Genomic DNA, 26110 nt, shown 5'->3' on the forward strand with positions numbered 1-26110 from the left:
CAGTCCGTCCATTTGTCAGTTCTGGAATGGAGCATGGGACATGGCTTTCCGAAGTAGCTGGATTCTGCGATCATCCGGCGGGTTCGCCCGGCGATCCCGCGGCTGGTTCGCCCGGCACCGTATCGCCGCGGCGATCGCCGCACCCGCCGCCCTGGGTGTGGTGGCAGCGGTGGGCGCCGCCTATTCGGTGACCGCACCCTCGCAGCAGGCGGATACGCAACTGAAGGCATCGGTCACCGAATGCCACGATATGGTCACCATCTCGGTCGCGGGCCGCGGGGACACTCCTCGGGAAGGCACCACGAAACTGCTGGTGGACGCGCACGGCAACCCGCTGCCCGCGGCGCTGTCGGGCGATCACAGCAGCGACTGGGTGGACCCGGTGGTCAACGCCCCCGCCGATGATGTGGACCCCGGTTCCTACGCCGCGGTCTATATCGCCTACCCGGCGGATATGGCCACCTACGAGGAAGCGGTCACCTCCGGGGTCGCCAACACCCAGCAGGTGATGCGCGAGATCTCGCGGGCCTGCCCGGACACCCGCTTCGCGATCGTCGGCTACAGCGAGGGCGCCGATGTGGTGCGCCGGGTCGCCATGGAGATCGGGCATCAGGAACAGCAGGACGGCGGCTACGCGATCGTCGACCCGGACCGGGTCACCGGTGTGGTCATCCTCGCCGATTCCGGCCGCGCCGCGGGTGACGGCCCGTTCCCGGGCGCCGAGAACCCACACGGCAACCCGGACGGTTTCGACCAGGCGTATCAGAACGGGAAGAACCCGGTTCCCGGTCAAGGCGCGCTCCCCGATACGAGTGGTGATTTCGGCGCGCTGAACGGCAAGATCGCCTCGTTCTGCTCCGACGGCGACCTCACCTGCGCGGCACCGGAGAACATCGCGCTGCTGCAACTGGTGGTCAATGTGGCGCGGCAGATGAATGTCGACGCGCTCGAGCGGGACGGGTTGACGCCGGCCACCGGTCAGGATGTCGCGGTCGTACTGAGCCGGGTCGCACTGCTCGCGCTCGCCGACATCCAGTCGCAGCCGAACTGGATGGCCAGTGACGAAACCTTCCTCGAGGTCCTGCTGCGGGTCTCCGAGCCGGGCTACGAACCCGGCGTCACTCCCCCGGCCGGCGAACAGCCCGCCGACTCGATCTCGACCGACGAGATGGCGCCGCTGGCCTACCTCCCGCAAAAGGTGCTCAACGAGATCATCGGGCTGATCGTGACCAACCAGAACACCATCCCGGTGATCCTGTCCGACCCCTACAACCTCACGCTGGGCCCGAACGCCACCGGTCACCACTTCGACTACTGGCGCGATGCCGACCCGGCCAACGGCAAACCGCTGACCTCCGCCGAATACGCGGCGGCCTGGCTCACTCATCTCGCGAAGCAAGCCCAGGCGGGCGAACCGGTGGATACGAAGTCCACCCCCACCCCCGAAGATCTGGACGATGCCTACCGGGCCGCCGCGGCGACGACCACCGAACAGCCGGCCGGGACCACCACATCGGTGCCGACCACCACCGGCACCGCCTCGGCTACGACCACGCCGGAAGAAACAAGCACCACGATGACACCGGAAGAGACCACCACGACCACCACACCGCCGGCCGGCGAGCAGACGACGGTACCGCCCTCGTCGACGACGGAACCGCCGAGTTCGACGACTGCGCCCCCGAGTTCCGCACCCGCAACGAAGGTCGCCGCGCCGCCGTCCACCAGACCCACGACGACGGTACCCCCGGCCACCGAGACGACCACCACGGCAACACCGGCACCACCGGCGGGTGAATCGGTCGCCGAAACCACGCGCTGAGCGGCGGGTTCCGTACCATCCAGGAGCCGGGACGGCAGGTCACGGCTTCCTGGGGCGCGCGCCGACCCGTCGGCGGGAACAACCGACCGGTCCGGCCTCCGTCACCGTCGCGCTCTGTCTCGCCCGGGCGGCATCGGCGAATACGTGCAGGGCCTGACAGTGCGGAAAATGGTCGAACCCGGCAAGCGATTGTTCCGGTCGAGTCGCTGACCGGTCACCGGGCGATCCCGGCGGAACCGCCGGGTACGGCTCCCGCCGTTTGTCCCGGATCGGCGAAGATACCCTTATGACCGTCTCCGCACAGGACCTCACCTACCTTCGCCGTTGCATCGAACTCGCCCGTGAAGCACTGGCCGTCGGCGACGAACCGTTCGGCTCCGTCCTGGTCGCCGCCGATGGCACAGTGCTCTTCGAGGACCGGAACCGGGTGAACAGCGGTGACGCGACCCGGCATCCGGAATTCGCGATATCCCGCTGGGCCGCCGGGCAGCTGCCTCCGGAACAACGCGCCGCCGCCACCGTCTACACCTCCGGGGAGCATTGCCCGATGTGCTCCGCGAGCCATGGCTGGGCCGGGTTGGGACGCATCGTCTACATCACCTCCGGCAGTCAGTTCCGGGCTTGGCTGCGCGAATGGGATGTTCCCGCGGCACCGGTCGCCTCGCTACCGATCGGCGAGATCGTCCCGGGCGTGGTCACCGACGGGCCGGTCGACGAACTGGCCGGGGAGGTTCGAGAGCTCTACCGCGCCTGCTTCGCCCCGAGCGGCAGCACGAGCTGACCTCGGCCACCTGATCCGGCCGCAACGCCCTTGGACCGACGACGAATGGGTGGGCCGGTTCGGAGATCTCGCGATGAATACGAGCAGCCGGTGGAGTGCTCATCGGGCCGCGGGCCCTTCGGCGGTCAGCCGGGCGGTCGCCCAGCGGGCCCAGTCGGCTTCCATTCGGTAGTGGCGCAGACCGTGTTCCAAGGCGATACGCCCGAAGTCGTTGTCGCCGGTGTCCCAGGGAATCTGTTCGAGCAGCGTGGTCAGGTGCGCGAGTTCCGCCTCCGCCCGCTGCTCGATATCGGCGAAGAACGCCAGGGCGGCGGGCGTATCCACCTCCGACAGCAGGAAGACCCGCAGCAGGCGTGAGCTGCGGGCGGGCGTGGAATCCGGGGTGGCGAGCCAGTCCCTCAGTGCGTGGCGCCCGGTTTCGGTGATCGCGTACAGCTTCCGGCGCCGCGGCCCTTCGGCGGCGATTTCGATCAATCCCTCGCGTTCGAGCCGGCCGAGTTCACCGTACAGCTGGCTCTGGGTAGCGGCCCATACGTTGGCCATCGAGTTCTCGAAGCGCTTGAGGAGGTCGTAACCGCTGCCGGACTCTTGCGCGAGAAGGCCGAGCGCGGCGAATCGGAGACTCATGGGCCGATGATATCCCTCTCTTGTCATGTCACAACTGACATGACAAAGTAGTAGGTCAAGGCCGACTCCCCACATGAGGTGCCCATGTCCGTCGTTTTCGCCGTCTGCCCGTGGATCGTGTACGCGATCGCCTCGTCTTTCACGCCGGTGGCGACGGCGGCGCTGATCAGCGGCGCGGCAGCGCTGCTACTCATCGGACTGCGGCTCACTCGCGGTGTTCGCCTGGCCGAAACAACCATCGACAGTGCGACCGCGGCGTTCTTCCTCGCCGCCGCGCTCTGCTCCGCGGCCACCGGCTCCGATCCGGTCGGCCGGTTCATCGGTGCCGGTTGCGAGTTGTGGCTAGCGCTGGTCGTCGCCGCCGGGCTCGCGATCGGCCGCCCGTTCACCGAGCCGATCGCACGCCGGCAGGCGCCGGCGGAGTTCAGCGCCACGCCCGCTTTCCGCGCATTCAATACCGTGATCACGCGCGCCTGGCTGGTCAGTTTCCTCGTGGCGGGCTTGCTCATCCTGGTTTCGGTCGGCGCTTTCGGCCCAGCCGGCCGCTACGCCACCTACGTTCTCATCCCCCTCTCGATTCTGATCCCCGTGCGCTACACGGCACACCTCGTCCGAAAGGTACGGTTCGATGCAGCTCCCGTCTGACACCCGTTCCACACACGCCCATCTGGAAGACAACTTCGCCCCGGTGGACCGGGAACGCACGGTGCGCACACTCCGGGTGACCGGCCGGATCCCCGCCGAACTCAACGGCCGGTACCTGCGAAACGGCCCGAACCCGGTAAACGGTTCGCCGCACTGGTTTCTCGGCGAGGGCATGCTGCACGGGGTCCGGTTGCGGGACGGCCAGGCCGAGTGGTACCGCAACCGCTGGGTTCGTACCGCAAAATTCGACGGAGACCCCACACCGCTCTACGACCCGGCTACCGGCAACCGCAATCTCCATGTGGCCAACGCCAATACACATATCGTCGGTCACGCCGGGCACCTGCTGGCGCTGGTCGAATCGTCACTGCCCTGGGAAATCACCGACGAGCTCGATACCCTGGGCGTCTACGATTTCGGCGGTGCGCTCACCGATTCGATGACCGCGCATCCCAAGACCTGCCCCGTCACCGGGGAACTGCATTTCTTCGGCTACGGCAGCCTCACCACACCACATGTGCGCTATCACCGCGCCGATGCGGGCGGCACGCTCGTCGTGGACCAGCCGATCGACGTCCCCGGCCTGACCATGATGCACGACTTCGCGATCACCGAACGGTACGTCCTGTTCCTCGATCTGCCGGTCGTTTTCAGTCTCGAATCGGCACAGCAGGGCACCATGCCCTACCTCTGGGACGCCGGCTACGGGGCCCGTATCGGGGTGCTGCGCCGCGACGATCCGGCCGCGGCGGTGCGCTGGTTCGATATCGCACCCTGCTATGTCTTCCACGTCGCGAACGCCTTCGATTCCGGCGGCGTGATCACCTTGCACGCGGTGCGCTACGAGTCGATGTGGGTCGGTTCCAGTTCGGCCTTCGACGAGGACGGAACACTGCACGAATGGACGATCGATCTCACCCGCGACACGGTTACCGAACGCGCCCTCGACGACCGCAGTATCGAGTTCCCGCGCATCGACGACGCGTCGACCGGCCGGCCACACTCGAACGTGTACGCCATCGGCACCCACCACCTGACCGCATACGATACGAACTCGGGTCAGCACCGGACACACGAATTCGGCCCGGACGAGCCCGGCGAGGCCGTCTTCGTACCGTCCGCCACCGGCGCCGGATACCTGCTGCTGTTCGTATTCCGCGCCGAAACCGCCACCAGCGATCTCGTAATCCTCGACGCCGGGAATCCGTCGGCGGCCCCGCTCGCGCAGATCCATCTCGGTGTGCGTGTCCCGACCGGGTTCCACGGCAACTGGTTTCCCGACCCTCCCGCACAGAGCCGGCCACTTCCCGGGTTGACCTCGAGTTAGGTTGAGGATCCAGACTGACCCGGTACCAGCTGATCGAGGAGGCACACAGTGCGAGCAGTACAGGTCAAGGAGTTCGGCGGACCAGAGGTACTCGGGCTGCAGGAGGTTCCGGCGCCCGAACCGGCGGCCGGACAGGTCGTGGTGCAGGTCGGCGCGGCCGATGTGATGTTCCTCGACACCCAGTTGCGCGCGGGCTGGGGCACCGATTTCTTCCCGGTGCGGCCGCCGTACATTCCCGGCGGCGCGATCGGTGGCACGGTCCGCGCAGTCGGGCCGGGCGTGGACAGTGCCTGGGTCGGCCGGCGGGTGGCGGCCCGGACGGCGGCCAGTGGTATCGGCGGCGGAGTCCCGACCGGGGGCTACGCCGAACAGGCACTCGCGCAGGCCGATCTTCTCACCGAGGTGCCCGAGGAGGTGAGCATCGACCAGGCGACAGCACTTGTCCACGACGGTCATACCGCGCTCGCCGTCTTCGACCGTGCCGCCGTGCGGGCCGGTGATCGGGTACTGATCACCGCCGCGGCCGGCGGGCTGGGTACCCTGCTCATCCAATTCGCCCGGCAGGCGGGTGCGCACGTGATCGCGGCCGCGCGCGGAGACGCCAAGCTCGCGCTCACCGAACGCCTGGGCGCGCATATCGCGATCGATTACTCCGCCCCCGGCTGGACCGATCGCGTACTGGCCGCGACCGGCGGCGCGGGCCCCCGGATCGTGCTCGACGGCGCCGGTGGCGGGCCCGGCGATTCGGCACTGGCGATCACCGCCGCGGGCGGGCGATTCATCGGATATGGCGCGGCCGCAGGAGAATTCGCCGGTTCAGCAGCGGCCGACGCCCGCGCGCGCGGAATCGATGCCGTCGGCTTGCATGAACTGGACACCGGTGACGACTATCGCGCCGGGTATGCCACCCGCATACTCGATGCCCTGGCGACCGACGCGGTCGAGGTCGTCATCGGCCAGACCTACCCGCTGGCCGAGGCGGCTCGCGCGCACGCGGCCATCGAGGCCCGCACCGCGCTGGGCCGCACCCTGCTCCGTATCGGTTGATCTCCGCTCGCGGGCGGCTATGCCGAGGTCGTGCCGACGGCCTCGGCATAGTGACGGCGCAGCGCCGTCACCGTCGCCGGGTCCGGCGGCCCGAGGGGTTCACCGCCGAGCGATTCCACGAGCGCGTCGAGGCAGACGTGGTAACCGGCGGCAGTGCCCTCCACACCATGCGGGCCGGGTGTGCCGAACCAGACGGTGCAACGCAATCGCGTCCCCTGCCCGTCGGCGCTCAGCTCGAACCGCAGTTGCTCGTCGTCCCAGCGGAATTCGAAGACCTGCGGGGGATCCCAGGTGATGATCCGGCCGGGAAGGTCGGGTTCGTCGAGATCGATTTCCATCTCGGCCAGTTCGCCCGCGGCCTGTTCGACCGATTCGGGCCAGAACCGGAACCGGACCTCGGCCCCGGCCCGGCGCTCGCCGAGGATATCGGCCGGGAACCAATGCCGCAGATGCTCGGATTCGGTGAGCGCCCGCCATACTTTGGCCGGCGGATGTGCGAGCACGCGCTCATAGCGGACGCCCACGCGATCGCCGTCGCGCAATACCTCGCCGAGCCGCTGGTTCACTCCGGTCATCTCACTCCTCGGGTTCGTCGGGCATGGTGTCGAGATAGCCCTCGAGCTGGTCGAGCCGATCGGCCCAGATTTCGCGGAACGGCGCCAGCCAGGCATCGATCTCGCGCAGCCGGGCGGCGGCCAGCGCATAGTGGCGACGCGGGCCGTCCACCCGGACCTGCACCAGCGCGGCGGCGTCGAGCATTTTCAGATGTTTGGACACATTCGGTTGCGCCGTATCCAGCGCACCGACGAGTTCGCCGACGGTGTGCTCACCGTCACGCAGCAGTTCGAGGATCCGCCGCCGCGTGGGATCGGCGAGAACTTCGAAGACATCGCGAGCCACGCCCATATAATTCCTCATGGAGAATATTCCTGTCAAGGAATATATTTGCTCTCCGCTGCGGGCACCGAGCCCTACCCGAGTTCCGCACAGCCCCCGGCCGCCGCGCCACCGAACCGCCCGCGTGCTTCGGTATCCGTTACCCTCACGCCCCCGCACTCGTACCCGGCCGCGGAACCAGCCGATGCCCGGCAGGTCAGGAGCCCACAACGCCGCATACCCGGTCGACATCGCGCCGTACCCAGGACAGGAAGCTGTTCACCTCCTCGACGGGCAGGTCGCGTGCCTCACCCCGCGGCCGCTCGAAGCTGCGCAGCGCTCGATCCACCACCGGACGGAAGCGCGGTTCGGCGGCCGCGATCGAGCGCCCGGCCGCTCGTTTGGCAGCCCAGCGCCCGGTCCGGCAGTAGAGGACGGACCGGCAGCCGTTGAGTACCCGATTGTCGGCGAGATGTCCCTGCCCCGCCGCATGCTCCCGCACCGACTCCGCCACCGCCGCCAGCAGGTCCCGCCGCGCGGGTGCGCCGAGCGCTTCCCGAATCGAACGACCGGCCAACGTCCACCCACTCTGCTGCCCGACCGCGCGATCGATCACGAACCAGAACCCCTGCGTCCCCCCGGGGTCGTAATCGGCGACGGCCGGCAGCAGCGGACCTGTGTTCAGGTTCAGCAGATACCCTGCGCCCGGAGCACCGGAAACGGCGAAGTCGGCGTCGTACACCACGAGCTCCAGACCGGCGGCCGGACAGCGGAACCCGGGATGGGCCAGTGCCTGTGCCAACTCGTGCGCGGCCGGCACGGGCGCCGACGGGTCGACCACGACCGCGATATCGATATCGCTGCGGCCGTGCCGATAGTCCCCCAACGCCAGCGAACCCACCGCGCCGACACTCACCAGCCGATCGCCGTAGACGTCGCGGACCCGCCGCACCAGTTCGGACAGGTAGGACTGCACGTCACCGGGCAGGTCATCCGGCCCGGTAGCCCCACCGGCGCCCGGTTGCCCGTGCCGATCCCACGGCGGCCCGTAATCCGTCATCGCACACCCGCGCAATACGGTCCCGCCGCCGGACCGCCCGCACCGAACCCGACCATCCCCTCAGGCTAGGGCTCGACAGGATATGGATGCGCACCCCGCCGCCATATCATCGGCGCGGCGCGCTGCATGCGCGTCCGGGCGGTTATCCGGTTGACACCGCAGCTGTAATTGGTGGGTGACGAACCTGATCAGCGCGGTGTGGGAACGCGACCCGACGGCAGTCGAGACACTACTGAAAGAAGGCGCGGAGCCCGACGAGCCGGACGAGGACGGGAGCACTCCGCTCTACCAGGCCGCAGTGCACGGTTCCACCGAAATCGTTCACCTGCTCCTGGCATACGGGGCGGATCCGAATCTCGCCGGCGACCCTGTCGAAGAAGGACTGCCGTTGTGCGCCGCGGCGTGCTGGAACCACACCGGTGTCGTATCGGCGCTGCTGGCCGCCGGCGCCGACCCCGATCTGCCCGAACCGCCACATCCGGACCAGACGGGCCCGGGCACTCCTCCGCTGCTGTGGGCCGTGCGCAACGGCCACCGCGAAACGGTGGACCTCTTGCTCACCGCGGGCGCCGACCCGAACCTCTCCCCCACGCCGTTGACGATTGCGGCCCGCGGCGGACGATACGGGATCGTGCGGTCACTGCTCGACCACGGCGCCGACCCCACGCGCACCGACCAGGACGGGCGGACAGCCGCGCAGATCGCAGCCGAGCTCGCCGGCGCGGACCTGGTCGGCCTTCTCGCCGAATCACCCGGCTGGGGCGAACGCGGCTACACGGTACATCGCAGTCCCGCCGGCGACGGCACGGAACTGATCACCCTGCGCTACGACGACCGCGACGGCGGCGGGGGTGAGACCTCGATCCAGAACGGGCACAGCGCGATTGCCGCGCTGCTGCAGGCACCGGGCGAATCAGGCCCGGAGTGACGGTGAATCACCGAACGGTCCGGACGATCTCCGCTCGGCAATCCGCGCCACAACCGGCCCCCTGTTGGCCGAAAGTGCCGATCTGGACCCTGTCCGCGGTTCTACAGTGAAAGGTGACACAGGCGGACAGGAGCGGGGATGAGCGTGGCACGCCCGATATCGGTACTGATCATCGGCACCGGATTCGGCGGAATCGGCGTGGCGATCGAATTGCGACGCCACGGCTTCACCGATTTGACCATCCTGGAGAAAGCCCTCGATCTCGGCGGGGTCTGGCGGGAGAACACCTACCCCGGGGCGGCCTGCGATGTTCCGTCTCCGCTGTACTCGTATTCGTTCGAGCCGAAACCCGACTGGCCGCAGCGCTATTCCGGGCAGGCCGCCATCCACGAGTATCTGCGTGGGGTCGCGGGCCGGCACGAGCTGCTCGACCGGATCGAGTTCGGCACCGAGGTCACCGAGGCGGTGTTCGACGAGAAAACCGGCCGCTGGACGGTGACCACGGCCGACGACGCCACCCACCACGCCGATGTGCTTATTTCGGCCGTCGGGCAACTGTCCCGCCCGCAATATCCGAGTATTCCGGGTGTCGGCAGTTTTGCCGGAGAGTCTTTCCATTCGGCCATGTGGGATCACGAGGTGAACCTCGCCGGCAAACGAGTGGCCTGTATCGGTACCGGCGCCAGCGCCGTCCAATATGTGCCACAGATCCAACCGCAGGTCGAACAGCTCACCCTGTTCCAGCGCACCGCCGCATGGGTGCTGCCGAAATTCGATACCGATTATTCGCCGGTGCAGCACAAATTGTTCGCGAGAATTCCCGGTATGCTTTCGGTCGAACGCCTGGGCTGGTGGCTGACGGCCGAGATATCCTCGCTGGGCCTGGTGGAACTACCGATCATCAGCCGCCTGGTGGCGCGGATGGCGGCACGGAACCTGCGCAAGAATGTCGACGATCCCGAGTTGCGCGCCAAACTCACTCCCGATTATCCGATCGCCTGTAAACGCACACTCTTCTCCAGCGATTACTTTCCGGCGCTCACGCAACCCAATGTGGAAGTGACCACCGCTGCCGTCACCGAGATAACCCCGCGCGGTGTCCGCACGGCCGACGGCGCGCTACACGAAGCCGATGTGATCATCTACGGCACCGGTTTCAAAGGCACCGAATTCCTGTGGCCGATGCGGATCAGCGGCCGGGGCGGTCGCGAACTGGCCGATGTGTGGGCCGACGGCGCACACGCCTATTACGGCATGGCAGTGCCGGAGTTCCCGAATTTCTTCATGGTCTACGGGCCGAATACGAACCTGGGCGTCGGATCGATCATCTATATGATCGAAACCCAGTCGAGGTATATCCGTCAGGCCGTACAACTCCTCGCGGGCAAACCCGGACACGTGCTCGAGGTCCGCGCCGAAACCGAGCGCACGTTCAACGACGCGCTGCAGAAACGTCTCGAGCGCACCCCGTGGAATTTCTGCTCCAGCTGGTATCGCAATGCCGCCGGACGGATCACCAACAACTGGCCCGGTACGGTCACCAGCTACCGCCGGCGCGTCCGCAGACTGGAGCCGCAGGACTACACCCTTACCCCTGCCGCGTAAGCCTCCGGCCGGTGGTCGCTGCGACGGCCTGTCAGAAGTCGGGAAACAGCCAGAGATCCTGCGCGGTCACCGCCCGCAGGTACGCCGCCAGCGACCGCACCCGGGTGAGCGCGTACCCGTCGTCACTGTCGGCGCCGAACAGCGGTGTCTGCGCATCCCCCGATTCGGCGCGACCCAGCCATTCGTCCAGCCGTTCCAGAAATCCGCGCACGTCGTCGGGATCCAACAATTCGTACAGGCTCAGCCCGAACTCATCGGACACCCACTTCTCGTAGACCTGCCCGCGGAACCCGGTCGCATCACCGTCGGACGGCCAGAACAGGCCACCTTGCGCGAAATCGCGCGGTAGCTCGTCGAACGGTTCGAGATCGTCCGGATGCAACCACCCGAACTCCCCGCGTTCCTCCGGCGGCATCGCCTGGAGCTGCTGGAAGGCCGCCAAATCGGATACCCGGCTCTGGCTGGGCCGGACCGCGTACACGTCGAGTCCCATGGGGACGAGCCTATGCATTTCCCGGTCCGGATGCAGACTCTGCGCCACATTCCCGGCACACCGCCGAAACACCCCCGGACAATCCCGCCTCGTGGTGGACTGAACGACCGCCTCCCGCGGCCGGCGTGTCCGGTCAAGGGACCTACCCAGCGAGGGGTTTACCCCTGGCAGCTCCCTGGGTAACCGGCCCGGAACCCCGTTGTTCGAGAGGAATAATGTCTTGCGAAAGCTCTTGCGACCGTTTGCTCTAGGCGCTCTCACCGCAACCGCCCTGCTCCCGGTCGCGGCACCGGCGGGAGCCCAGGCGGCCGCCGATTTCCAGGACGCCCGAGTCGAGGTCGCACCCGGATGCGCCGGCACGGTCCGCACCCAGGTCGCTGTCACTCCGCTACCGACCGATGTCGTCGGCGTAGGCATTTCGGTGCTGTTCCGAGCCGACCGCCCGGACCCGTCGTGCACGCTGGAAGCGACCGTGACCTGGCGTAATGTGCATACCGGCGCCACCGGGTCCCAGGAGGTCACCGTATCATCGGTCCCCGCACCCGGTGGCTGGTTCCCGACCGACCACGGTTTCCAGCGGGCAGTGGCCGATACCGGCCCGGGTCCGGTGGTCGTCACGATGAGTACCAATCCCGGCGAGGTCAGCGTCACGGTCTGATCGGCCGGGGAGCCGGGCGGCCGTGTGCCGCCCGGCTGCGCTCCGGCCCGAACAGGTGCCCGCCCGATCCGGCGGGCAATCGCACCGGTTCGGGCGTCTGTCACGAACCGCGCCGGCCGTCCCGCGGCACCTCCCGGAAGGGAACAGTGTGGTCGGACCGGGCTTCCCTGGGCATGCCCAGCACACGTTCGCTGATCACATTGCGCGTCATCTCGGCGGTACCGCCACCGATACAGCTCACCTGCCGCATCAGGAACACATCCGCAATCGCCGAGACCCTCGGTCCACACTGCCCCGCCCGCGACGGCGACCTCGAATTCGATGGTGGCCCGGCGGGATTCGGCAATTCCCCGGAACTCTCGCCCGATGGCGGCCGACTGTTCGGAAATCCGGCCCGAGACCGCTCCGGTGCCGAGCCGCCGCTGTAACGCGTTTCCGCCGGGGCGCCGGCCACCACGACGGGATCAGGAGCCGCGAGGTTCCTCCACCACCGGAACCGCCGCCTCGGACTGCTGTTTCGGAGCCGCGGGCGACCACACCCGCAATGGCTGCACCACGCTCCCGTAAAAAAGCCATCTACCGCCGCGGTCACACTGGTGATGAAGCCGGCAGCCGTTCCGGACCGGCGAGCTCCCATCGGGAAACTCTGCTCGAGGGAGAACGATACGATCTCACCGGCTCGGCCGACGGTCAGCAGCTTCGGATCCGCACGCACCGCATCAAGATGCTCACAGGCTTCATTGCCCGGCTCCGGTACACCGCTTCGATCCGTGCGGCCCCTGGAGCGTCGGACAACTGCTTGAGCAACCAGGCCAGGCGCCGGCCCGACGTCCCCTCACCGGGTGCGCCTATGGTCGTCCGGCACCGGACCTTGTTGGTACGCACATCAGCGACAACCTCCAGATCACCGGCTGTGTCCGGGATACGCAGAACCGCTTCGAACACCCCCTCGGCCGCCAACTGCCCGGCACACGCGGCATCGCGTGCTGCCGGATCCGACGAGTACCGCCGCGGAAGTATGTTCTTCACCGTCACCCCGAGTTCGGCAGTCAGCCGCAGGGCAAGGTGCCGGGCCAGCGACGCCCACCGTTCGGCCACGGCCAGCGCTTTCTTGTCGCCGGCGCGCAGGGTCCCCGCAGTCACCGCGTCGCGTACCGCCACCCAATGGCGTCCCATATCCACGAACTCCCGCGCTCCGGAACGAGGATGCTCGAGATACCGCAGCAGCTCACCGAGCAACCAGACCTCGAAGGGGTCCTCGACACCACCGTGGGCGAGCAGCATGCGCGCCTCGTGCGCCACTTCCGCCCAGGACAGATGCCGAAGCGCGACCTTGGCGAGTTTGCGCCGATCGACCTCCACGGGCAGTTCGCCTGCGGCGGCCGGAATATCGTTGGAGAGGCTGATGACGGCGTCGTACTTCTTCCGCCGCGCAACATCGAGATAGGCTTCCAGCTGTTCTCGTTTGAGAGCTCCCGTCCCGGTCTTCACCTCGAGCAACCCCGTCCACAACCGGGTACCTCGCGCAACCCGCAGTACCGCGTCGGGAATGACTTTCGCATCGCCCCGCTCGTACTTGACCTCGAAATATCCTTCGAAGGCACCCGCCGGGGCTCCCATCCGCGCACACAGGGCGCGGGCGAACGGGCGCACCGCCTGCATGGTAGCCACCAGCGCCGATGTGGCTCTGCGTTCCTGTTCCTCCCCGGCTCCGACGCCGACCACCGAGAACAGTCGGGCAGGTTGCCAGGTGTCGTTCTCTGCCAGCGTGAACTCTATGGCTTTGGCCTTGCGCACCACTCGTTTTGCCGTGCGGACCCCTCGGCCCCGGGCCGGCGGTTTCGGCTCGGACAGCACCGACGTATCCGGCTCGGCGCGCGGCCTACCCTCAGGGGCGACCGACCGACCCGGAGACGATGCCGGTTCGGTGCAGATGCCACCGGGCTCGGCAACCGGTTCAGCAGTTTCGGTCGATACCTCATCGTCGATCTCGACACCGAAATCCGTCGCGAGACCGGCCAGACCGGAGTCCCAGCCCTGCCCGACGGCGCGGACCTTCCACTGTGCCCCTCTTCGATAGATTTCGCCGAACAGGAATGCCGATTCGGTTACGGCGTCTGCCGTGATGTATTCGGCCAGCATCCGGCCGGCGGCATCGACAACTCGAAAGGTTATTTTGCCCAGCTCACCGAATGTCCCGGTGGTGAGACTGCCGGCCAGCGCGACCGTCTGCACCTCCTGTTCCAATGCTGCGAGATCCATCGTTATCCGGGCCTGGGCGCCGTCTTCGGTAGCACTGGCCCCTACGAACCGGACCGAACCATCCGATGATTCCGGTTGGTTGTAGAAGACGAAATCCGCGTCCGAACGCACTTTGCCCGCCTCCGACAGCAATAGCGCCGAGACGTCGACTTCGACAACCGGCTCGGCCCAGCCGAGCACCACATCGATGTGGAGTACATCGGCCGGCAATGCCAGATTCTGGCCCTTGGACAACAACTCAGAGGTCACGGATACACCTTCGATCGTGCGCGGGCAGTGCTATGTCACACGCAGATCGAGCCCGGGCGACCATCTGTTACGGGCATGTGTCCGAACCTGTTGTTACGCAAACTTCCTGGGTGAACCGCTGCGACCCGCAATCGCCGCGCACAGTGCACAATCGGGACCGCCTCGACCTCGATTTCCGGACTACCGGGCCGGCGGGCCGGATACGTCCCGTCAGTGCGAACAGCAGGATGCCGACACGCGCCCGCGCGACGGTCGTCGCCTTCCCATGTGCGCGCGTCCAGGCGGTCGACGATCCAGCCGGGCGGACGATCCATTCACCATCGGTGCCCAGCCCCGGATCGGTGGCATGGAGATGTGCCGAGTGGCTCTGTCCGGCGAGACGGTTCCCGTGCGGCGGGCCGAGTCGATACTCGGCAGCTAGCGTCACTCGCAGATGGCGTCAGCGTTTGACCACGAGTTCTAGACCACCGCGGAAAGGCAGGGTCTGGGTGAGCAGGCCGTTGGCCGGGTCGTCGATGAATTCGAAGGTGGCGCGGTAGCTTTCGGGACGGTTCTCGGTGTTGTCGATCAGGATGATCCCGCCCGGACGAAGTTTTGGTGCGATCAGTTCGAGTGCAGGTCGTGCCACGGCCGGCCAGATATCGATCAACGCCAGGTCGACGGGCGCCGCCAAGTTCACGAGCGTCTTCCGGACGTCCCCTTCTCTCAGATCGATATAGTCCGCCAGTCCGGCTTTGCGGAAGTTGTCCTGGGCCGCCGCGATTTTGCCGGGTTCGCACTCGGTGCCGATCACCACACCGGTACCACCGCCGGCTTCGGCGATCAGCCGTACGGCCTGGGCGAGGTAGAGCGTGGAAACCCCGTAGGACGTCCCGACCTCCACGATCCGGCGGGCCCGCAGTGCCAGGCACAGCTGGTGACACAGCAGCGCCTTGTCGTGTTCGAGGGCTACGAGCTTATCGGCGAGGAACGCGGTGGCCGCGGTATCGAGCTTGCCGAGGTCGGCGCGGTTGCCTTGATCTGCGCGGTCGGCGAAATAGGTGCCGATCCCGGCGACCTGAGCTGTACTGCGCTCCTGCAGCTCGGCGACGAGTCGATCGAGGGCGGGGTTCTGCAGTGGACTGGAAATCATCGTAAGCCTTTCGGTCACGCGGTTCGGCACCGCGGGGGGCGCGTCTCAGTGTCCGAACCGCTTCCCCCGGGCCGGCGGCGCCGCAGCCCACGCACCCGCTCCGGCCGCGCCACACTGACCGCCGATTCCATCGCCGCGACCATGCTCGAACTGGCCGGCCGCCGAGGATTCCGAGCGGTGACGATGCAGGATCTCGCCACCCATCTCGGCGTCACCGTCCGGGCGCTGTACCGCCACGTACAGGATCGGGCCGAGGTTGTCGACCGCGCCGTGCAACTGTGGCTGTCGCAATGGCCCCAGCCCGTACTCGACCCCGGAAACTGGCAGGTGAGCCTGCGGGAGTTCTGCCGACTGCATCGGCGCATCGCCCGCCGTCACCCCCGGGCGCTGCTGGTTTCGCTGGACGAGCAGGTCGGCGACACCCGGGTGCCGGCACAGCGCCTCACCGCCCCCGAAGCGTTCCTGCAGTTCCTGACCGAGGTCGGGCTCGGCCTCGACGATGCCCTGCTCGTCCACGCGGATGTGATGATCCGGATCTACGGCTTCGTACTGCTGGTCGACCACCGCGCGGACACCGGAGTTCCGGTGGCCGAGCAGTATCCCGCGTCGCAGGTCTGGCTCGACCACCACGACGACCTCGAACTGCCCCTGCTGCACCGTGCGTCGGCGAATACCGGTTTCGATGCCGACCGCCTCTTCGAGCATATGGTCGCCGAGGTGACCCATACGATCGAACGCCTCATCGCCACTATCGAATGAACGACCGGCAGATTCCGGACAGAGCCGGCGGAGCTTTCGCGGCGCTGTCCTGGAGCTCGCCCCGGGCGAGGTGACGGCCCCGACGCCGGCTCCTCGTCGATCGGTCGGCAACGCCGATGACGTACTGCCCTGCCTCACCTCCACCGATAACGTTTCCGGGCGCCGGGTCGGATACATCAATCGTCGCTCAGGACGCTGTCTGCCGCAAGCGATCTCGATACGAACGGCCTGCGGCGGCTATGGTGGCGGCATCACCAGCGAAGGGAGGGGTGGGCTCGATGCTCGTCATCGCCGACAAGCTCAGATCCGGGGCGGAGAAGCGGGTCGTCTCCTGGCTGCGGAAATGGCAGGACGATTACCGGGTTCCCGGGGTGGCGATCGCGAACTGTTTCGTTTCCGGGCAGGAAGTCGATCTGGTGATCATCACCCCGTACACCACGGTCGTCTGTGAGATCAAGGGGTTGAACCCGGGAGTCACCAGCGGCGTCCTGCACTGCACCACCAACAGCCGGTGGAAGGTACCGGGGTTCGACGGCGACCCGGTCGGCGTACGCCAGAACGACACCACACCTTACGACCAGGTCCGGGACGGCGTTTTCAAGGTGAAGAACGCGGCGGCGCGGGCCGGCGGGCCCGCGTTCGTCACGGGGCTCGTGGTGGTGGTACCGCCTCGCGGATCGACGCTGCGACTCGACAAGAAGTCGGCGCCGCAGGGTTGCGATGTCCTGCTGTGCAATACCCAGAATCCGCTGCGCGCCTGGTTCCACCGCGCCCATCACCGCGCTGCCGTCGTATGGACAGCGGAACAGGCGTACGCCTTGCTCGAGGCCCTCGAACACGGTGACAGCACCACCGTGGCCGGCCTGGCCGCAGCAGGTTTCCCCGTCGAGGCGCCATCGGAACCGGCCGCACCGCTGAACCCGCCCGCCGCACCTTCCGAACCGGAGCCGCTGGTCACCGCATCCCCGCGCGAGACCCCACCCAAACCCGGTCCGCCCGCCCGGCCACCGGCGGCGCGGGCCCGGACCCCGCTGCCACCGCCGGTGTCCCGCACGGATGAGCCGGCCCCGGCTCGTGTAGAAGATCCGCCACCACAGCGCGATATCTCGGCCCCGGAAGCCGCTGAGCCCGAACCGTTCCCGCCGGCCCCGCAACCACTGCCGTCCCCGGTCCCCGAAGCCTTCGACGATCGACGGCGACACCGGATGCACACCGCGGCGGCCGTCGCGGCGATCGGCGTCCTGGCCGCCGCAATCTGGCTGGTGGCCCAACTCGGCAACGGCCGCACCGAACCGCGGGGAACCACCGGTCAGCAGCAGAACAGTGCGGTCACCGACCAGACGAGCGTGCCGCCTACGCCGAAGACGACATCTCCCTCGCCCCCAACTGCTTGCTTTCCATTCCAGCCGAACTGCTGACCGCTACGGTTCCTTCAACGCACGATCCGCCGTCGCTGGCGGGCCCCCCGGCGACGATCTGATCAGTGTCCTGGGCCACCGGCACCGGCGACGAGGCGCTGACAACCACCGAAACCGTGAACTTCTGCATTCTGCTCCTGGTCGCGGGCCACGAGACCACGACGAATCTGATCGGCAACGCGATGCTCGCACTGTTCGATCGCGCATCGCAAGCCCGGTCCTGCGCGGCCGGCGCAGCCGGCCGGTCTCCCTCGGTGCCCTGCACTACCCCCGTGCCCTGGCGGCCGGCACCGGGTGATCCGCGGTCCGTCGACCTACCGGCAAGGCTCCGGGGCTCGATCCCGCGCGGCCGCGCCTGCGTTCACCGGCCCTCTTGCCGGCGGACGATTTCGGCGATCCAGATCGGCGCGAACGGCGACGTGCAGTTCGGTGGCGTCGGGTAATCCTTCAGGACTTCCAAGCGCTCACCGATATCGATGGCGCGGGCGCGGTACTCGGCGTGGTCGATTCCGATCTGGGCCAGGCAGTGGTTCATCGCCCACTGCAGACGGTCCGGCGCTGTTTTCATCTCGGCCTCGATGGTGTCGAGCAGGCCGGGCAGGTCGAGGCCCTCGGATTTCTTCGTCACCCGGTGAGTGGTCAGCGCCCAGCCGGCGCGGGCCACCAGTGGGTCCGGCTCGGCAGCCTCGAACGCCTTCGGGCGGCAGATCAGCAGCGCCAGCAGCCGCGCCGCGCCGTTGCCGGTGTGCCAGAGTTCCCCGGCGAGCTCGTGCTCGGTTTTCAGCTGTTTCGCGAGCGCGCGCAGCTTGGTGAGGTTGACCCCGTGGTCGTCGCCGTGTTTCTCGTTCACCGCGCGGATCTTCGGATCCTCGAGCGCAGCCAGTTCGGCCATCACCTCGGCCACCGTTGCCGGAGTCTTCGTTGCCTGGGCCACCTCGATCTCCTTTCCGCGCATCGCTGGCTCAGCGTACGACGACCGCAGCGGTATGCGGGACCGGCGGACAGTGCGGTCACGCCCCTGCGTACCGGGCCGCCCACGACCGAGCGGACGAGATCTACTGTTCTCCGGCGTCCCCCGAACAACTCGCCGACGCGTACGGGCCACTGGAGGTCTGTTCGGTCATCACCCGGCCGGCGACCAGGATTCGGCAGGTGATATCACCACCGTCGGGGCCGTTGGCGGCGGTCATGGATACGATCCGGCCCCAGGCGCCGATGGGCACGTCCTTGCGCCACGGGAGCGAGACCGCTGTTTCCCGCGCCATACCTTGGTCCGGGCCCATGTAGGTGATCGCGGCGTCGGAACCGGTGCCACGGACTTCGTAGGTCACGGTGATCTCGTCGACGGCATTCTCGTCGTCGTTCTCCGCGAACGTGAAGCCACCGGCGAGCAGGGCAAGTACCAGCAGCAGCCCCGCGGTGATCCACGGCCATCTCGCCTTCCGCGGAGACGGGTGGTATTCCGCCGGTGGCGTACCGGAATCCTGCGGCTGATCGCCGGAACGGTAGGACAATGTGCCTCCTCGGCTCGGGGCGCGCCCGGGGCGCCATCAGGAGGTAGATCACATTTTCATTCCGTGATGTTACACCGCTATTTACGCAGTTCATACCCCCGTAACGATGCGCGGACCGGACGTTGCGTCCGTCGGCCCGGCCAGTTCGTACGGAAACCCGCACCGCTCGCGGCGGCCGCCGGTTCGGGCTGGACCGTGGACCTATGCGCCTGCGAGTGGGAAGCTCGTAGACAACCACGTGCCGATTCCCGAGGACGGTGAGTCATGGTGGACAGAGCGAGCGGGGCGCCACGGCCGGTGGATATCCGGAATGTGGTGCTGGTCGGGGGTAGCGGAGCCGGGAAGACGACCCTGGTCGACGCGCTGGCGTTGGCGTCCGGGGCGGTGAACCGGGTGGGGCGGGTCGAAGACGGCACTTCGCTGTCGGATTACGACGAGATCGAACAGCGCCGGCACCGGTCGGTGCAACTGTCGGTGGTGCCGGTGCACTGGGGCGGGGTGAAGGTGAACCTCATCGATACGCCGGGGTACGCGGATTTCGTGGGTGAGCTGCGGGCCGGGCTGCGGGCGGCCGACGCCGCGCTTTTCGTGGTGTCGGCGGCCGACGGGGTCGAGGGGGTAAGCGGGGTTTCGCGGGCGCTGTGGGAGGAATGCGCGAGCGTCGGGATGCCGCGGGCGATCGTACTCACCCATCTGGATACCGCACGCGCCGATTTCGACGAGATGACACGGACCTGTCAGGCGCTGCTCGGGGGAACTTCGGCGGAGAACGTGCTCCCGCTGCACCTCCCCGTGTACGGGCCCGCAGCCGCGGACGGGCACCGGCCGGCCACCGGGTTGGTGGAATTGCTCGAGCAGCGAGTGGCCGACTATTCCACCGGTGAACGACGGTGGGTCCCGGACTCGCCGGACGATATGGCGATCGTCGAACACGCCCGGCAGCGGCTCATCGAGGGCATCATCGCCGAAAGCGAGGACGAAACCCTCATGGACCGCTACCTCGCCGGAGAAGCCGTCGAACTCAGCACCCTGGTCGCCGATCTCGAACGCGCGGTGGCGCGCGGCAGTTTCCATCCGGTGTTGTTCGCAGCCCCGGCGGCGGGCGAAGGCCGGCAGGGGCTGGGCACGGTCGAACTGCTCGACCTAGTCACCGCCGGCTTTCCCACCCCGAGTGAGCATCCGGTATCTGCCGTTCACCGCACGAACGGGTCGAAACCGGTCGCGTTGCGCTGCGACCCGGCCGCGGAACTGGCTGCCGAGGTCATCCGTACCTCCTCCGACCCCTACGTCGGCCGGATATCGCTGGTCCGTGTGTTCTCCGGGACATTGCACGCCGACGATACCGTGCATATCTGCGGGCACGGCCCGGTCACCGACCACGACGCCGAGGAACGCATCGGCGGTGTGACAGCGCCCTTCGGACGCGAACAGCGGCCGCTCGACGAGGCAATCGCCGGGGATATCGCCTACGTGACCAAACTCGGGCACGCCGAAACCGGCGACACCCTCTCGGGCACCGGTGCCCCCTTGCTGATCGAACCGTGGCGGATGCCGGATCCGCTGCTGCCCACGGCCGTTCGCGCGCACAGCAAAGCCGACGAGGACAAACTTTCGCAGAGCCTGGCCCGGCTGGTCGCCGAGGATCCCGCACTGCGGGTCGAGAACAACGAGCGCACCGGCCAGCTGGTGGTGTGGTCGCTCGGCGAAGCGCAGCGCGATGTCGCGCTGGAGCGGTTGCGCAGCCGGTTCGGCGTCTCGGTGGATATCGAGGAGTACCGGGTCGCATTGCGGGAGACGTTCGCCGGCAAGGTCGCCGGACGCGGTCGGCATGTCAAACAGTCCGGCGGGCACGGACAGTACGCGGTCTGCGATATCGAAGTGGAGCCGGCAACGGAAGGGTCCGGGGTCGAATTCGTGGACCGGGTGGTCGGCGGGGCCGTACCGCGACAGTTCATCGGTTCGGTGGAGAAGGGGGTGCGGGCGCAGGCGGCGCGGGGCGTGACCGCCGGCTACCCGCTGGTCGACGTGCGCGTCACCTTGGTCGACGGTAAAGCGCATTCGGTCGATTCCTCCGATGCGGCATTCCAGACCGCCGGGGCACTGGCGCTCCGTGATGCGGCCGCCCAGGGCCGGATCGACCTGCTCGAACCCATCGCGCAAGTCGCTGTCCGCGTTCCCGACGAGCACCTCGGCGCGGCGCTGAGCGATCTGTCGGTACGCCGCGCCCGCATCCTGGGCACCGAACCGGCCGAGACCGGGCGGACGGTGATCCGCGCCGAGGTCCCCGAAGCCGAACTCGCTCGCTACACGGTGGATCTGCGCTCCCTCACCCACGGGGTGGCGCACTTCACCCGGGAGTACCTGCGGCACGACCGCTTACCCGCCCAACTGGCGGACAAGGTGCGTGCGGGAACTCCGGTCCCGTCGGGCTGAGCGTGGCACGGTGCCGACACCCGAGTGACCGGGCCGTCCGAAATGGGAGCGGCGCGGGCACTCCGGGGCGGGTGACCGTCCGACCACCGGACTACGCGTCCAGTTGTCGTATCTTGTCTTCGAGTACAGCGCGTTCGCGTTCGTTACCGCAGCGGGCCACCGCTTGTTCCAGCTCGGTGCGCGCTTCCGCCGGGCGGGCGAGGCGGATGAGCAGTTCACCGCGCACTCTCGGCAGCAGATGCGAGTTGGGCAGCGCGCCGGCGGCCACGAGTTCGTCGATAATCGCCAGGGCAGCGGCCGGACCGCGGGCCATGGACACCGCCACCGCCCGGTTCACCTCGACCACCGGGGAGGGCGCGAGCCGGCCCAGTGCCTCGTAGAGGACGACGATGCGGTCCCAATCGGTTTCCGCGACCGACGGCGCCACGGCATGGCATTCCGCGATCGCGGCCTGTAGGCCGTAAGTTCCCAGGCCGCGCCCGGCTTTCCCGGCACGGGCCAGGGCGGCCCGGCCCCGGCCGATGGCGCTGCGGTCCCAGCGCCGCCGGTCCTGCTGCTCCAGCAGCACCGGTGCGCCGTCAGGTCCGGTGCGGGCGGGAAAACGCGCGGCGGTGAGCTCCAGAAGCGCGAGCAGGCTCTGGGCCTCGGGTTCGTCCGGGACCAACCGGGTCAGTACGCGGGCCAGGCGTTGCGCTTCGGCGGCGAGGTCGACGCGGATCAGGTCGGTGCCCGAGCTGGCCGTGGAGCCCTCGGTGAAGATCACGTACACCACCCGCAGCACCGACACCAGCCGCGCGGGTCGTTCGGCGGCGGGTGGCACCTCGAACGGCACGCGGGCTGCGGCGAGGGTTTTCTTCGCACGGGTTATCCGCGCCTGCACGGTTGCTGTGGGTACCAGAAAGGCACGCGCTATCTCGTCGCTGGTCAGACCGCCGACGACGCGCAGGGTCAATGCCACTCGTGCCTCCGGCGACAGCACCGGGTGGCAGGAGATGAACATCAGGGCCAGGACATCGTCGTCGATCCGGTCGGGATCCCAGGGCTGCTCCCCCGCCCACGACGACGCGTCACCACCCGCGGCTATACCGCCCTCGCCCAGGTCGCGGGCGAGGGCGGTATAGCGGTCGTCGAGTGCGGCGCGCCGGCGGAAACCATCGATGGCGCGCCGTTTGCCGACAGTGAGCAGCCAGCCGGCCGGGTTACGTGGCACGCCCTCCCGCGGCCAGGTCACCAAGGCTTCGGCGAGCGCCTCCTGGGCCAGATCTTCGGCGAGGGGGAAATCACCGGTGTAGCGCGCGAGGGCGCCGACGATCCGCGCGGATTCGATCCGCCAGACCGCCGCAACCGCCTCCCGGCCCTCGTGGTCGGCTCCCGTCCGCATGGCTCAGAGCTGACCGGTGGCTTCGCGCCACGCCCGCTCCTTCTGGATCCAGATATTGTCCTGCGGAAATTCGTCGATGGTGCTGACCCGGCGGATCTCGGTTTTGAAGCCGGCCCCGGTCATCGGCATCCGCTTGGCCCATTCCACGGCCTCTTCCTTGGAGGCGACATTGAGAATGTAGAAGCCGTTGAAGAGCTCCTTCGTCTCGCCGTAGGGGCCGTCGGTGACCACCGGATCCGCGGAGGAATAGTCGACGACCACCCCGTCGGCGGCATCGTCGAGACCTTCCGCGGCGAGCAGTACACCGGCCCGGATCAGCTCGTCGTTGAACCGGCCGACCGTTTCCAGCATCTTGTCGAAATCGATCTCGCCCATCTGGGCGAATGCTTCGTCGGTCGCGCGCATGATCAGCATGTATTTCATGGTCGGTCTCCCTTGTGTCGTAGGGTCGCGTTCGAACCCTTTCACCCATAGGTCGAACGGGGAACCCGCGGATCGACAACCCGCCGGAGAAATTCTTTCCGAAGTATCGCGACTCGGCACCGAAACGGCACGGTCCTGTTCGAACGTCCAGGCCAGTGGCATAATCGCCCTTCAGAACAAGGGAATCGAAGTGTGGCGTATGAGGGCGTCATCGGCGATCAGTTCTCAGGGTCCGGTGTTGGCCCCTCCCGTACCGAAGGGAGCGTTATGACCACCCAGCCCGCAGCGCAGGCCCCCAGAACCGGGGCACATGCGGCGCCCGAAGAAGGACAACCGGTGAAACAGGCGGTGGCCGGGGGCGCATCGATCGCCGCCGCGGCGCTTTTGCTCACGGCGGGGTTCATCACCCTGTTCCAGGGCATTTCCGCAGTCGCCGAGGACGAGGTTTTCGTCGCCGGCCCCCAGTATGTCTACGAACTCAACCTCTCCGGCTGGGGCTGGGTGCATATCGTTTTCGGCATTCTGCTGATTCTCACCGCGCTCGCGCTGATGACCGGCGCCACCTGGGCGCGGGTCACCGCCATCGGCCTGGCCGCGCTGTCGATCGTGGTGAACTTCCTGTGGCTGCCCTACTACCCGCTGTGGTCGATTCTGATCATCGCGCTGGATATCGTCATCATCTGGGCGATCGCTACTTGGGACACCGGGCGCATCTGAGGTACCTGGGACCGGCACGCAACAGTGAACAGGATTCATCGTGTCGGCGCCGGGCGTGGGGGTGCTCCGATGCGACCATGATCGAATGACGATATGGGCGGCGTCCGTCGGATCGGAGCCGTCGGCGATCGTCTCGCTGTTCTGGATCGCGGCCGCCGCGGTGGCGGCACCACTGCTGTCCCGGCTGCTGCGCGGGTTGATTCCGGATGTGGTGCTGTTGCTGGGCCTGGGGGTCGTGCTGGGGCCGCACGTCCTGGCGCTCGCGGGCAGCGAAGGCGGTGTCGACCTGCTCAGCGAACTCGGGCTGGGCATGCTCTTCCTGCTCGCCGGCTACGAACTGGACCCGAAACTCCTCGGCGGCAAACCCGGCCGGACCGCCTGGCTGACCTGGGCGGCCGGTTTGATGCTGGCGCTGCTGCTGGTGTGGCCGGCCGCGCCCGATGCCGAGTTCACCGCGCTCATCGCGGTCGCCATCGCGCTGAGCTCGACGGCGCTGGGCACCCTGCTGCCGATCGTGAAACAGGACGGTGTGCTGGAGCAGCCGCTGGGCCGTGCAGTACTGGCACACGGTGCGGTGGGCGAACTGGGGCCGGTGCTGGCGATGTCGATCCTGCTCACCGGACACAATCTGGTTGCTTCGTTGCTGGTCCTGATCCTGTTCGGCGCCGCCGCCGCAGTGGTGGCGTGGGTGCCGCAACGAATACTGGATCGCCATCCGGGTACCGAACGGGTGATCGTGGCCCTCGCCACCGGAACCACCCAGCTCCCGGTACGCCTGGTGTTCCTGCTGCTGCTCGTTCTCATGACCGTGGCCGAGGTTTTCGAACTCGATGTGGTGCTGGGCGCGTTCGCAGCGGGTCTCATCCTGCGCCGGCTCATGGCGGAAACGCATCCGGAGATCCAGGAGTCCTTGGAAACCATCGGCTACGGCGTGCTCATCCCCATTTTCTTCGTCGTCTCCGGGATGGGTATCGACCCCGCTGCCGTCGCCACCGAGCCCGTGGCGTGGGTGCTGTTCGTCGTGGCGATCGGGGTGGCCCGCGGTTCGACCGTATGGCTGAGCGAACGGATCGTCGCGCACGGCGCGAATCTCGAGCACCCACACGAACGGGTCCAGCTGGCGTTGTACGCGGCGACGGGCCTGCCGATCATCGTCGCGGTCACCCAGGTCGCGGTGCGAGCCGAACTCATGACCGCGACCCTGGCCTCCACTCTGGTCGCCGCGGGTGCGACCACGGTCTTGCTGTTCCCACTGCTCGCCACCTGGGTGCGCGGCCGTGCCACGAGCCCGGCATGACCCGGCGCCGCGAGTCCATGTGCGCCGCGCAGGCCGGCGGTGGCAGCGGCGCATGGGCAACGGGTGCGGCTCACGACTCTTCGACGACCTGTGTTCCGTCGGCGAACCTGTCGTGCCAGCCCTGTTTGGCCGGGCTGGAGCCGACCGTGACGGCGATGGCCAGAGCAGCGAAGAACCAGAGGACACCGCCGATACAGGGCACCAGGTTGAGCAGCATGTAGGCGTTGCGGAACGCCGATTCTTTGATGCTGGGTTTCGCAGCACCACCGGATCCGTTGACGTGCAGGCCGAGAAGCTTCTTGCCGGGAGTGGAGCCGGTAGTCGTTTCGAAGCCGAGGAAATAGAGGAAGCCGAACCCGGCGCCGGGCAGGATGTTGACCCATTCGGGTGTGCCCGCCGACTTGTTCAGCAACCAGAACAGGATCCCGCCGACCACCGCCGCGATGATCCAGTCGATGAATCGGGCGGCGGCGCGTTTACCCAAGCCGCCGGGTGTCACTCCCATGGCCGTTCCGAAGTGCGCGCCTGGTCCACCGAAAGTCATGCTCTATCCTCCTGTCGATAGGCAGCCGGCCCGTTCACGGGTGGTTGCGGCGCCTGTTGTGCGTCCTATTTCAAAGGTCTCATAGGCCCGGTGCCGTCGTCTGCACTGTTGC

General features: G+C 67.7%; 25 protein-coding genes and 1 pseudogene. 13 read left to right on the forward strand and 13 right to left on the reverse strand.

Annotation, left to right across the window (positions count from 1 at the left end; translation table 11 throughout):
- Positions 1-40 precede the first annotated feature (40 nt).
- Positions 41-1822: a cutinase family protein gene (locus IU448_RS24545; RefSeq protein WP_195058063.1), complete on the forward strand. Its 1782-nt coding sequence runs from the start codon at positions 41-43 to the stop codon at positions 1820-1822.
- A 286-nt stretch (positions 1823-2108) separates the two neighbouring features.
- Positions 2109-2603: a nucleoside deaminase gene (locus tag IU448_RS24550; RefSeq protein ID WP_195058064.1), complete on the forward strand. Its 495-nt coding sequence runs from the start codon at positions 2109-2111 to the stop codon at positions 2601-2603.
- A gap of 99 nt (positions 2604-2702) precedes the next feature.
- Here the strand turns inward: IU448_RS24550 and IU448_RS24555 are convergent, their stop codons facing one another.
- Positions 2703-3230, reverse strand: coding sequence for a PadR family transcriptional regulator (locus tag IU448_RS24555; RefSeq protein WP_195058065.1), 528 nt, complete (start codon positions 3228-3230; stop codon positions 2703-2705).
- An 84-nt stretch (positions 3231-3314) separates the two neighbouring features.
- Here IU448_RS24555 and IU448_RS24560 point away from each other — a divergent pair, with 84 nt between their 5' ends.
- The 3 genes from IU448_RS24560 to IU448_RS24570 are packed head-to-tail and all read left to right on the forward strand — an operon-like array spanning position 3315 to position 6249.
- Positions 3315-3875 (forward strand): hypothetical protein, encoded by a 561-nt coding sequence (locus IU448_RS24560; RefSeq protein WP_195058066.1) that lies wholly within the window; start codon positions 3315-3317, stop codon positions 3873-3875.
- Positions 3859-5202: a carotenoid oxygenase family protein gene (locus IU448_RS24565; RefSeq protein ID WP_195058067.1), complete on the forward strand. Its 1344-nt coding sequence runs from the start codon at positions 3859-3861 to the stop codon at positions 5200-5202. The genes IU448_RS24560 and IU448_RS24565 overlap by 17 nt, the downstream gene beginning before the upstream one ends.
- A gap of 48 nt (positions 5203-5250) precedes the next feature.
- Complete coding sequence (locus IU448_RS24570) at positions 5251-6249, forward strand: zinc-binding dehydrogenase (RefSeq protein ID WP_195058068.1); 999 nt, start codon at positions 5251-5253, stop codon at positions 6247-6249.
- Positions 6250-6266: 17 nt separating this feature from the next.
- Here the strand turns inward: IU448_RS24570 and IU448_RS24575 are convergent, their stop codons facing one another.
- The 3 genes from IU448_RS24575 to IU448_RS24585 all read right to left on the reverse strand — a co-directional run bounded on the left by IU448_RS24575 (position 6267) and on the right by IU448_RS24585 (position 8185).
- On the reverse strand, positions 6267-6824 hold the full coding sequence (locus tag IU448_RS24575; RefSeq protein WP_195058069.1) for an SRPBCC domain-containing protein: 558 nt from the start codon (positions 6822-6824) through the stop codon (positions 6267-6269).
- Position 6825: 1 nt separating this feature from the next.
- Positions 6826-7167, reverse strand: a complete 342-nt coding sequence (locus IU448_RS24580; protein ID WP_228814196.1) for an ArsR/SmtB family transcription factor — start codon at positions 7165-7167, stop codon at positions 6826-6828.
- Between the two features lie 175 nt (positions 7168-7342).
- On the reverse strand, positions 7343-8185 hold the full coding sequence (locus tag IU448_RS24585; protein WP_195058070.1) for a nucleotidyltransferase domain-containing protein: 843 nt from the start codon (positions 8183-8185) through the stop codon (positions 7343-7345).
- 175 nt (positions 8186-8360) lie between these two features.
- Here IU448_RS24585 and IU448_RS24590 point away from each other — a divergent pair, with 175 nt between their 5' ends.
- Positions 8361-9113, forward strand: a complete 753-nt coding sequence (locus IU448_RS24590; protein WP_195058071.1) for an ankyrin repeat domain-containing protein — start codon at positions 8361-8363, stop codon at positions 9111-9113.
- A 138-nt stretch (positions 9114-9251) separates the two neighbouring features.
- Positions 9252-10718 (forward strand): flavin-containing monooxygenase, encoded by a 1467-nt coding sequence (locus IU448_RS24595; RefSeq protein ID WP_195058072.1) that lies wholly within the window; start codon positions 9252-9254, stop codon positions 10716-10718.
- Between the two features lie 31 nt (positions 10719-10749).
- Here the strand turns inward: IU448_RS24595 and IU448_RS24600 are convergent, their stop codons facing one another.
- Complete coding sequence (locus IU448_RS24600; protein ID WP_195058073.1) at positions 10750-11211, reverse strand: hypothetical protein; 462 nt, start codon at positions 11209-11211, stop codon at positions 10750-10752.
- Positions 11212-11431: 220 nt separating this feature from the next.
- Here IU448_RS24600 and IU448_RS24605 point away from each other — a divergent pair, with 220 nt between their 5' ends.
- Positions 11432-11869 carry a hypothetical protein gene (locus tag IU448_RS24605; RefSeq protein WP_195058074.1) on the forward strand — a complete coding sequence of 146 codons (438 nt, stop codon included), beginning with the start codon at positions 11432-11434 and terminating at the stop codon, positions 11867-11869.
- A 100-nt stretch (positions 11870-11969) separates the two neighbouring features.
- Here IU448_RS24605 and IU448_RS24610 read toward each other — a convergent pair whose 3' ends face one another.
- The 3 genes and pseudogenes from IU448_RS24610 to IU448_RS24620 form a co-directional block, all read right to left on the reverse strand.
- A complete protein-coding gene (locus tag IU448_RS24610) occupies positions 11970-12110 on the reverse strand; it encodes a hypothetical protein (RefSeq protein WP_195058075.1) in 141 nt (46 codons plus the stop codon).
- Between the two features lie 223 nt (positions 12111-12333).
- A pseudogene (locus IU448_RS24615) lies at positions 12334-14380 on the reverse strand (TerD family protein).
- Between the two features lie 439 nt (positions 14381-14819).
- On the reverse strand, positions 14820-15512 hold the full coding sequence (locus IU448_RS24620; RefSeq protein ID WP_195058076.1) for an O-methyltransferase: 693 nt from the start codon (positions 15510-15512) through the stop codon (positions 14820-14822).
- 48 nt (positions 15513-15560) lie between these two features.
- Between IU448_RS24620 and IU448_RS24625 the strand changes: the two genes are divergently transcribed.
- Together IU448_RS24625 and IU448_RS24630 are read left to right on the forward strand one after the other, a co-directional pair.
- The gene (locus tag IU448_RS24625) at positions 15561-16271 is read left to right on the forward strand and encodes a TetR/AcrR family transcriptional regulator (RefSeq protein WP_195058077.1); all 711 of its coding nucleotides are present in this window, start codon (positions 15561-15563) and stop codon (positions 16269-16271) included.
- Between the two features lie 278 nt (positions 16272-16549).
- Positions 16550-17689: a nuclease-related domain-containing protein gene (locus IU448_RS24630; RefSeq protein ID WP_195058078.1), complete on the forward strand. Its 1140-nt coding sequence runs from the start codon at positions 16550-16552 to the stop codon at positions 17687-17689.
- Between the two features lie 361 nt (positions 17690-18050).
- Here the strand turns inward: IU448_RS24630 and IU448_RS24635 are convergent, their stop codons facing one another.
- On the reverse strand, positions 18051-18623 hold the full coding sequence (locus IU448_RS24635; RefSeq protein WP_416383046.1) for a DNA alkylation repair protein: 573 nt from the start codon (positions 18621-18623) through the stop codon (positions 18051-18053).
- Positions 18624-18744: 121 nt separating this feature from the next.
- The gene (locus IU448_RS24640; protein ID WP_195058080.1) at positions 18745-19203 is read right to left on the reverse strand and encodes an MmpS family transport accessory protein; all 459 of its coding nucleotides are present in this window, start codon (positions 19201-19203) and stop codon (positions 18745-18747) included.
- Positions 19204-19467: 264 nt separating this feature from the next.
- On the opposite strand from IU448_RS24640, the gene IU448_RS24645 reads away from it, so the two are divergent.
- Positions 19468-21636, forward strand: coding sequence for an elongation factor G-like protein EF-G2 (locus IU448_RS24645; protein WP_195058081.1), 2169 nt, complete (start codon positions 19468-19470; stop codon positions 21634-21636).
- 91 nt (positions 21637-21727) lie between these two features.
- Here the strand turns inward: IU448_RS24645 and IU448_RS24650 are convergent, their stop codons facing one another.
- Positions 21728-23017 (reverse strand): RNA polymerase sigma factor, encoded by a 1290-nt coding sequence (locus IU448_RS24650; RefSeq protein ID WP_195058082.1) that lies wholly within the window; start codon positions 23015-23017, stop codon positions 21728-21730.
- Between the two features lie 3 nt (positions 23018-23020).
- Positions 23021-23440: a YciI family protein gene (locus tag IU448_RS24655; protein ID WP_195058083.1), complete on the reverse strand. Its 420-nt coding sequence runs from the start codon at positions 23438-23440 to the stop codon at positions 23021-23023.
- Between the two features lie 267 nt (positions 23441-23707).
- Here IU448_RS24655 and IU448_RS24660 point away from each other — a divergent pair, with 267 nt between their 5' ends.
- Positions 23708-24157, forward strand: a complete 450-nt coding sequence (locus IU448_RS24660; protein ID WP_228814198.1) for a DUF7144 family membrane protein — start codon at positions 23708-23710, stop codon at positions 24155-24157.
- Positions 24158-24242: 85 nt separating this feature from the next.
- The gene (locus IU448_RS24665) at positions 24243-25454 is read left to right on the forward strand and encodes a cation:proton antiporter (RefSeq protein WP_195058084.1); all 1212 of its coding nucleotides are present in this window, start codon (positions 24243-24245) and stop codon (positions 25452-25454) included.
- A gap of 70 nt (positions 25455-25524) precedes the next feature.
- On the opposite strand, the gene IU448_RS24670 is transcribed toward IU448_RS24665, so the two are convergent.
- Positions 25525-25998, reverse strand: a complete 474-nt coding sequence (locus IU448_RS24670; protein ID WP_195058085.1) for an RDD family protein — start codon at positions 25996-25998, stop codon at positions 25525-25527.
- Positions 25999-26110: the final 112 nt, after the last annotated feature.

Source organism: Nocardia flavorosea (assembly GCF_015477805.1).
Lineage (GTDB): Bacteria > Actinomycetota > Actinomycetes > Mycobacteriales > Mycobacteriaceae > Nocardia > Nocardia flavorosea_A.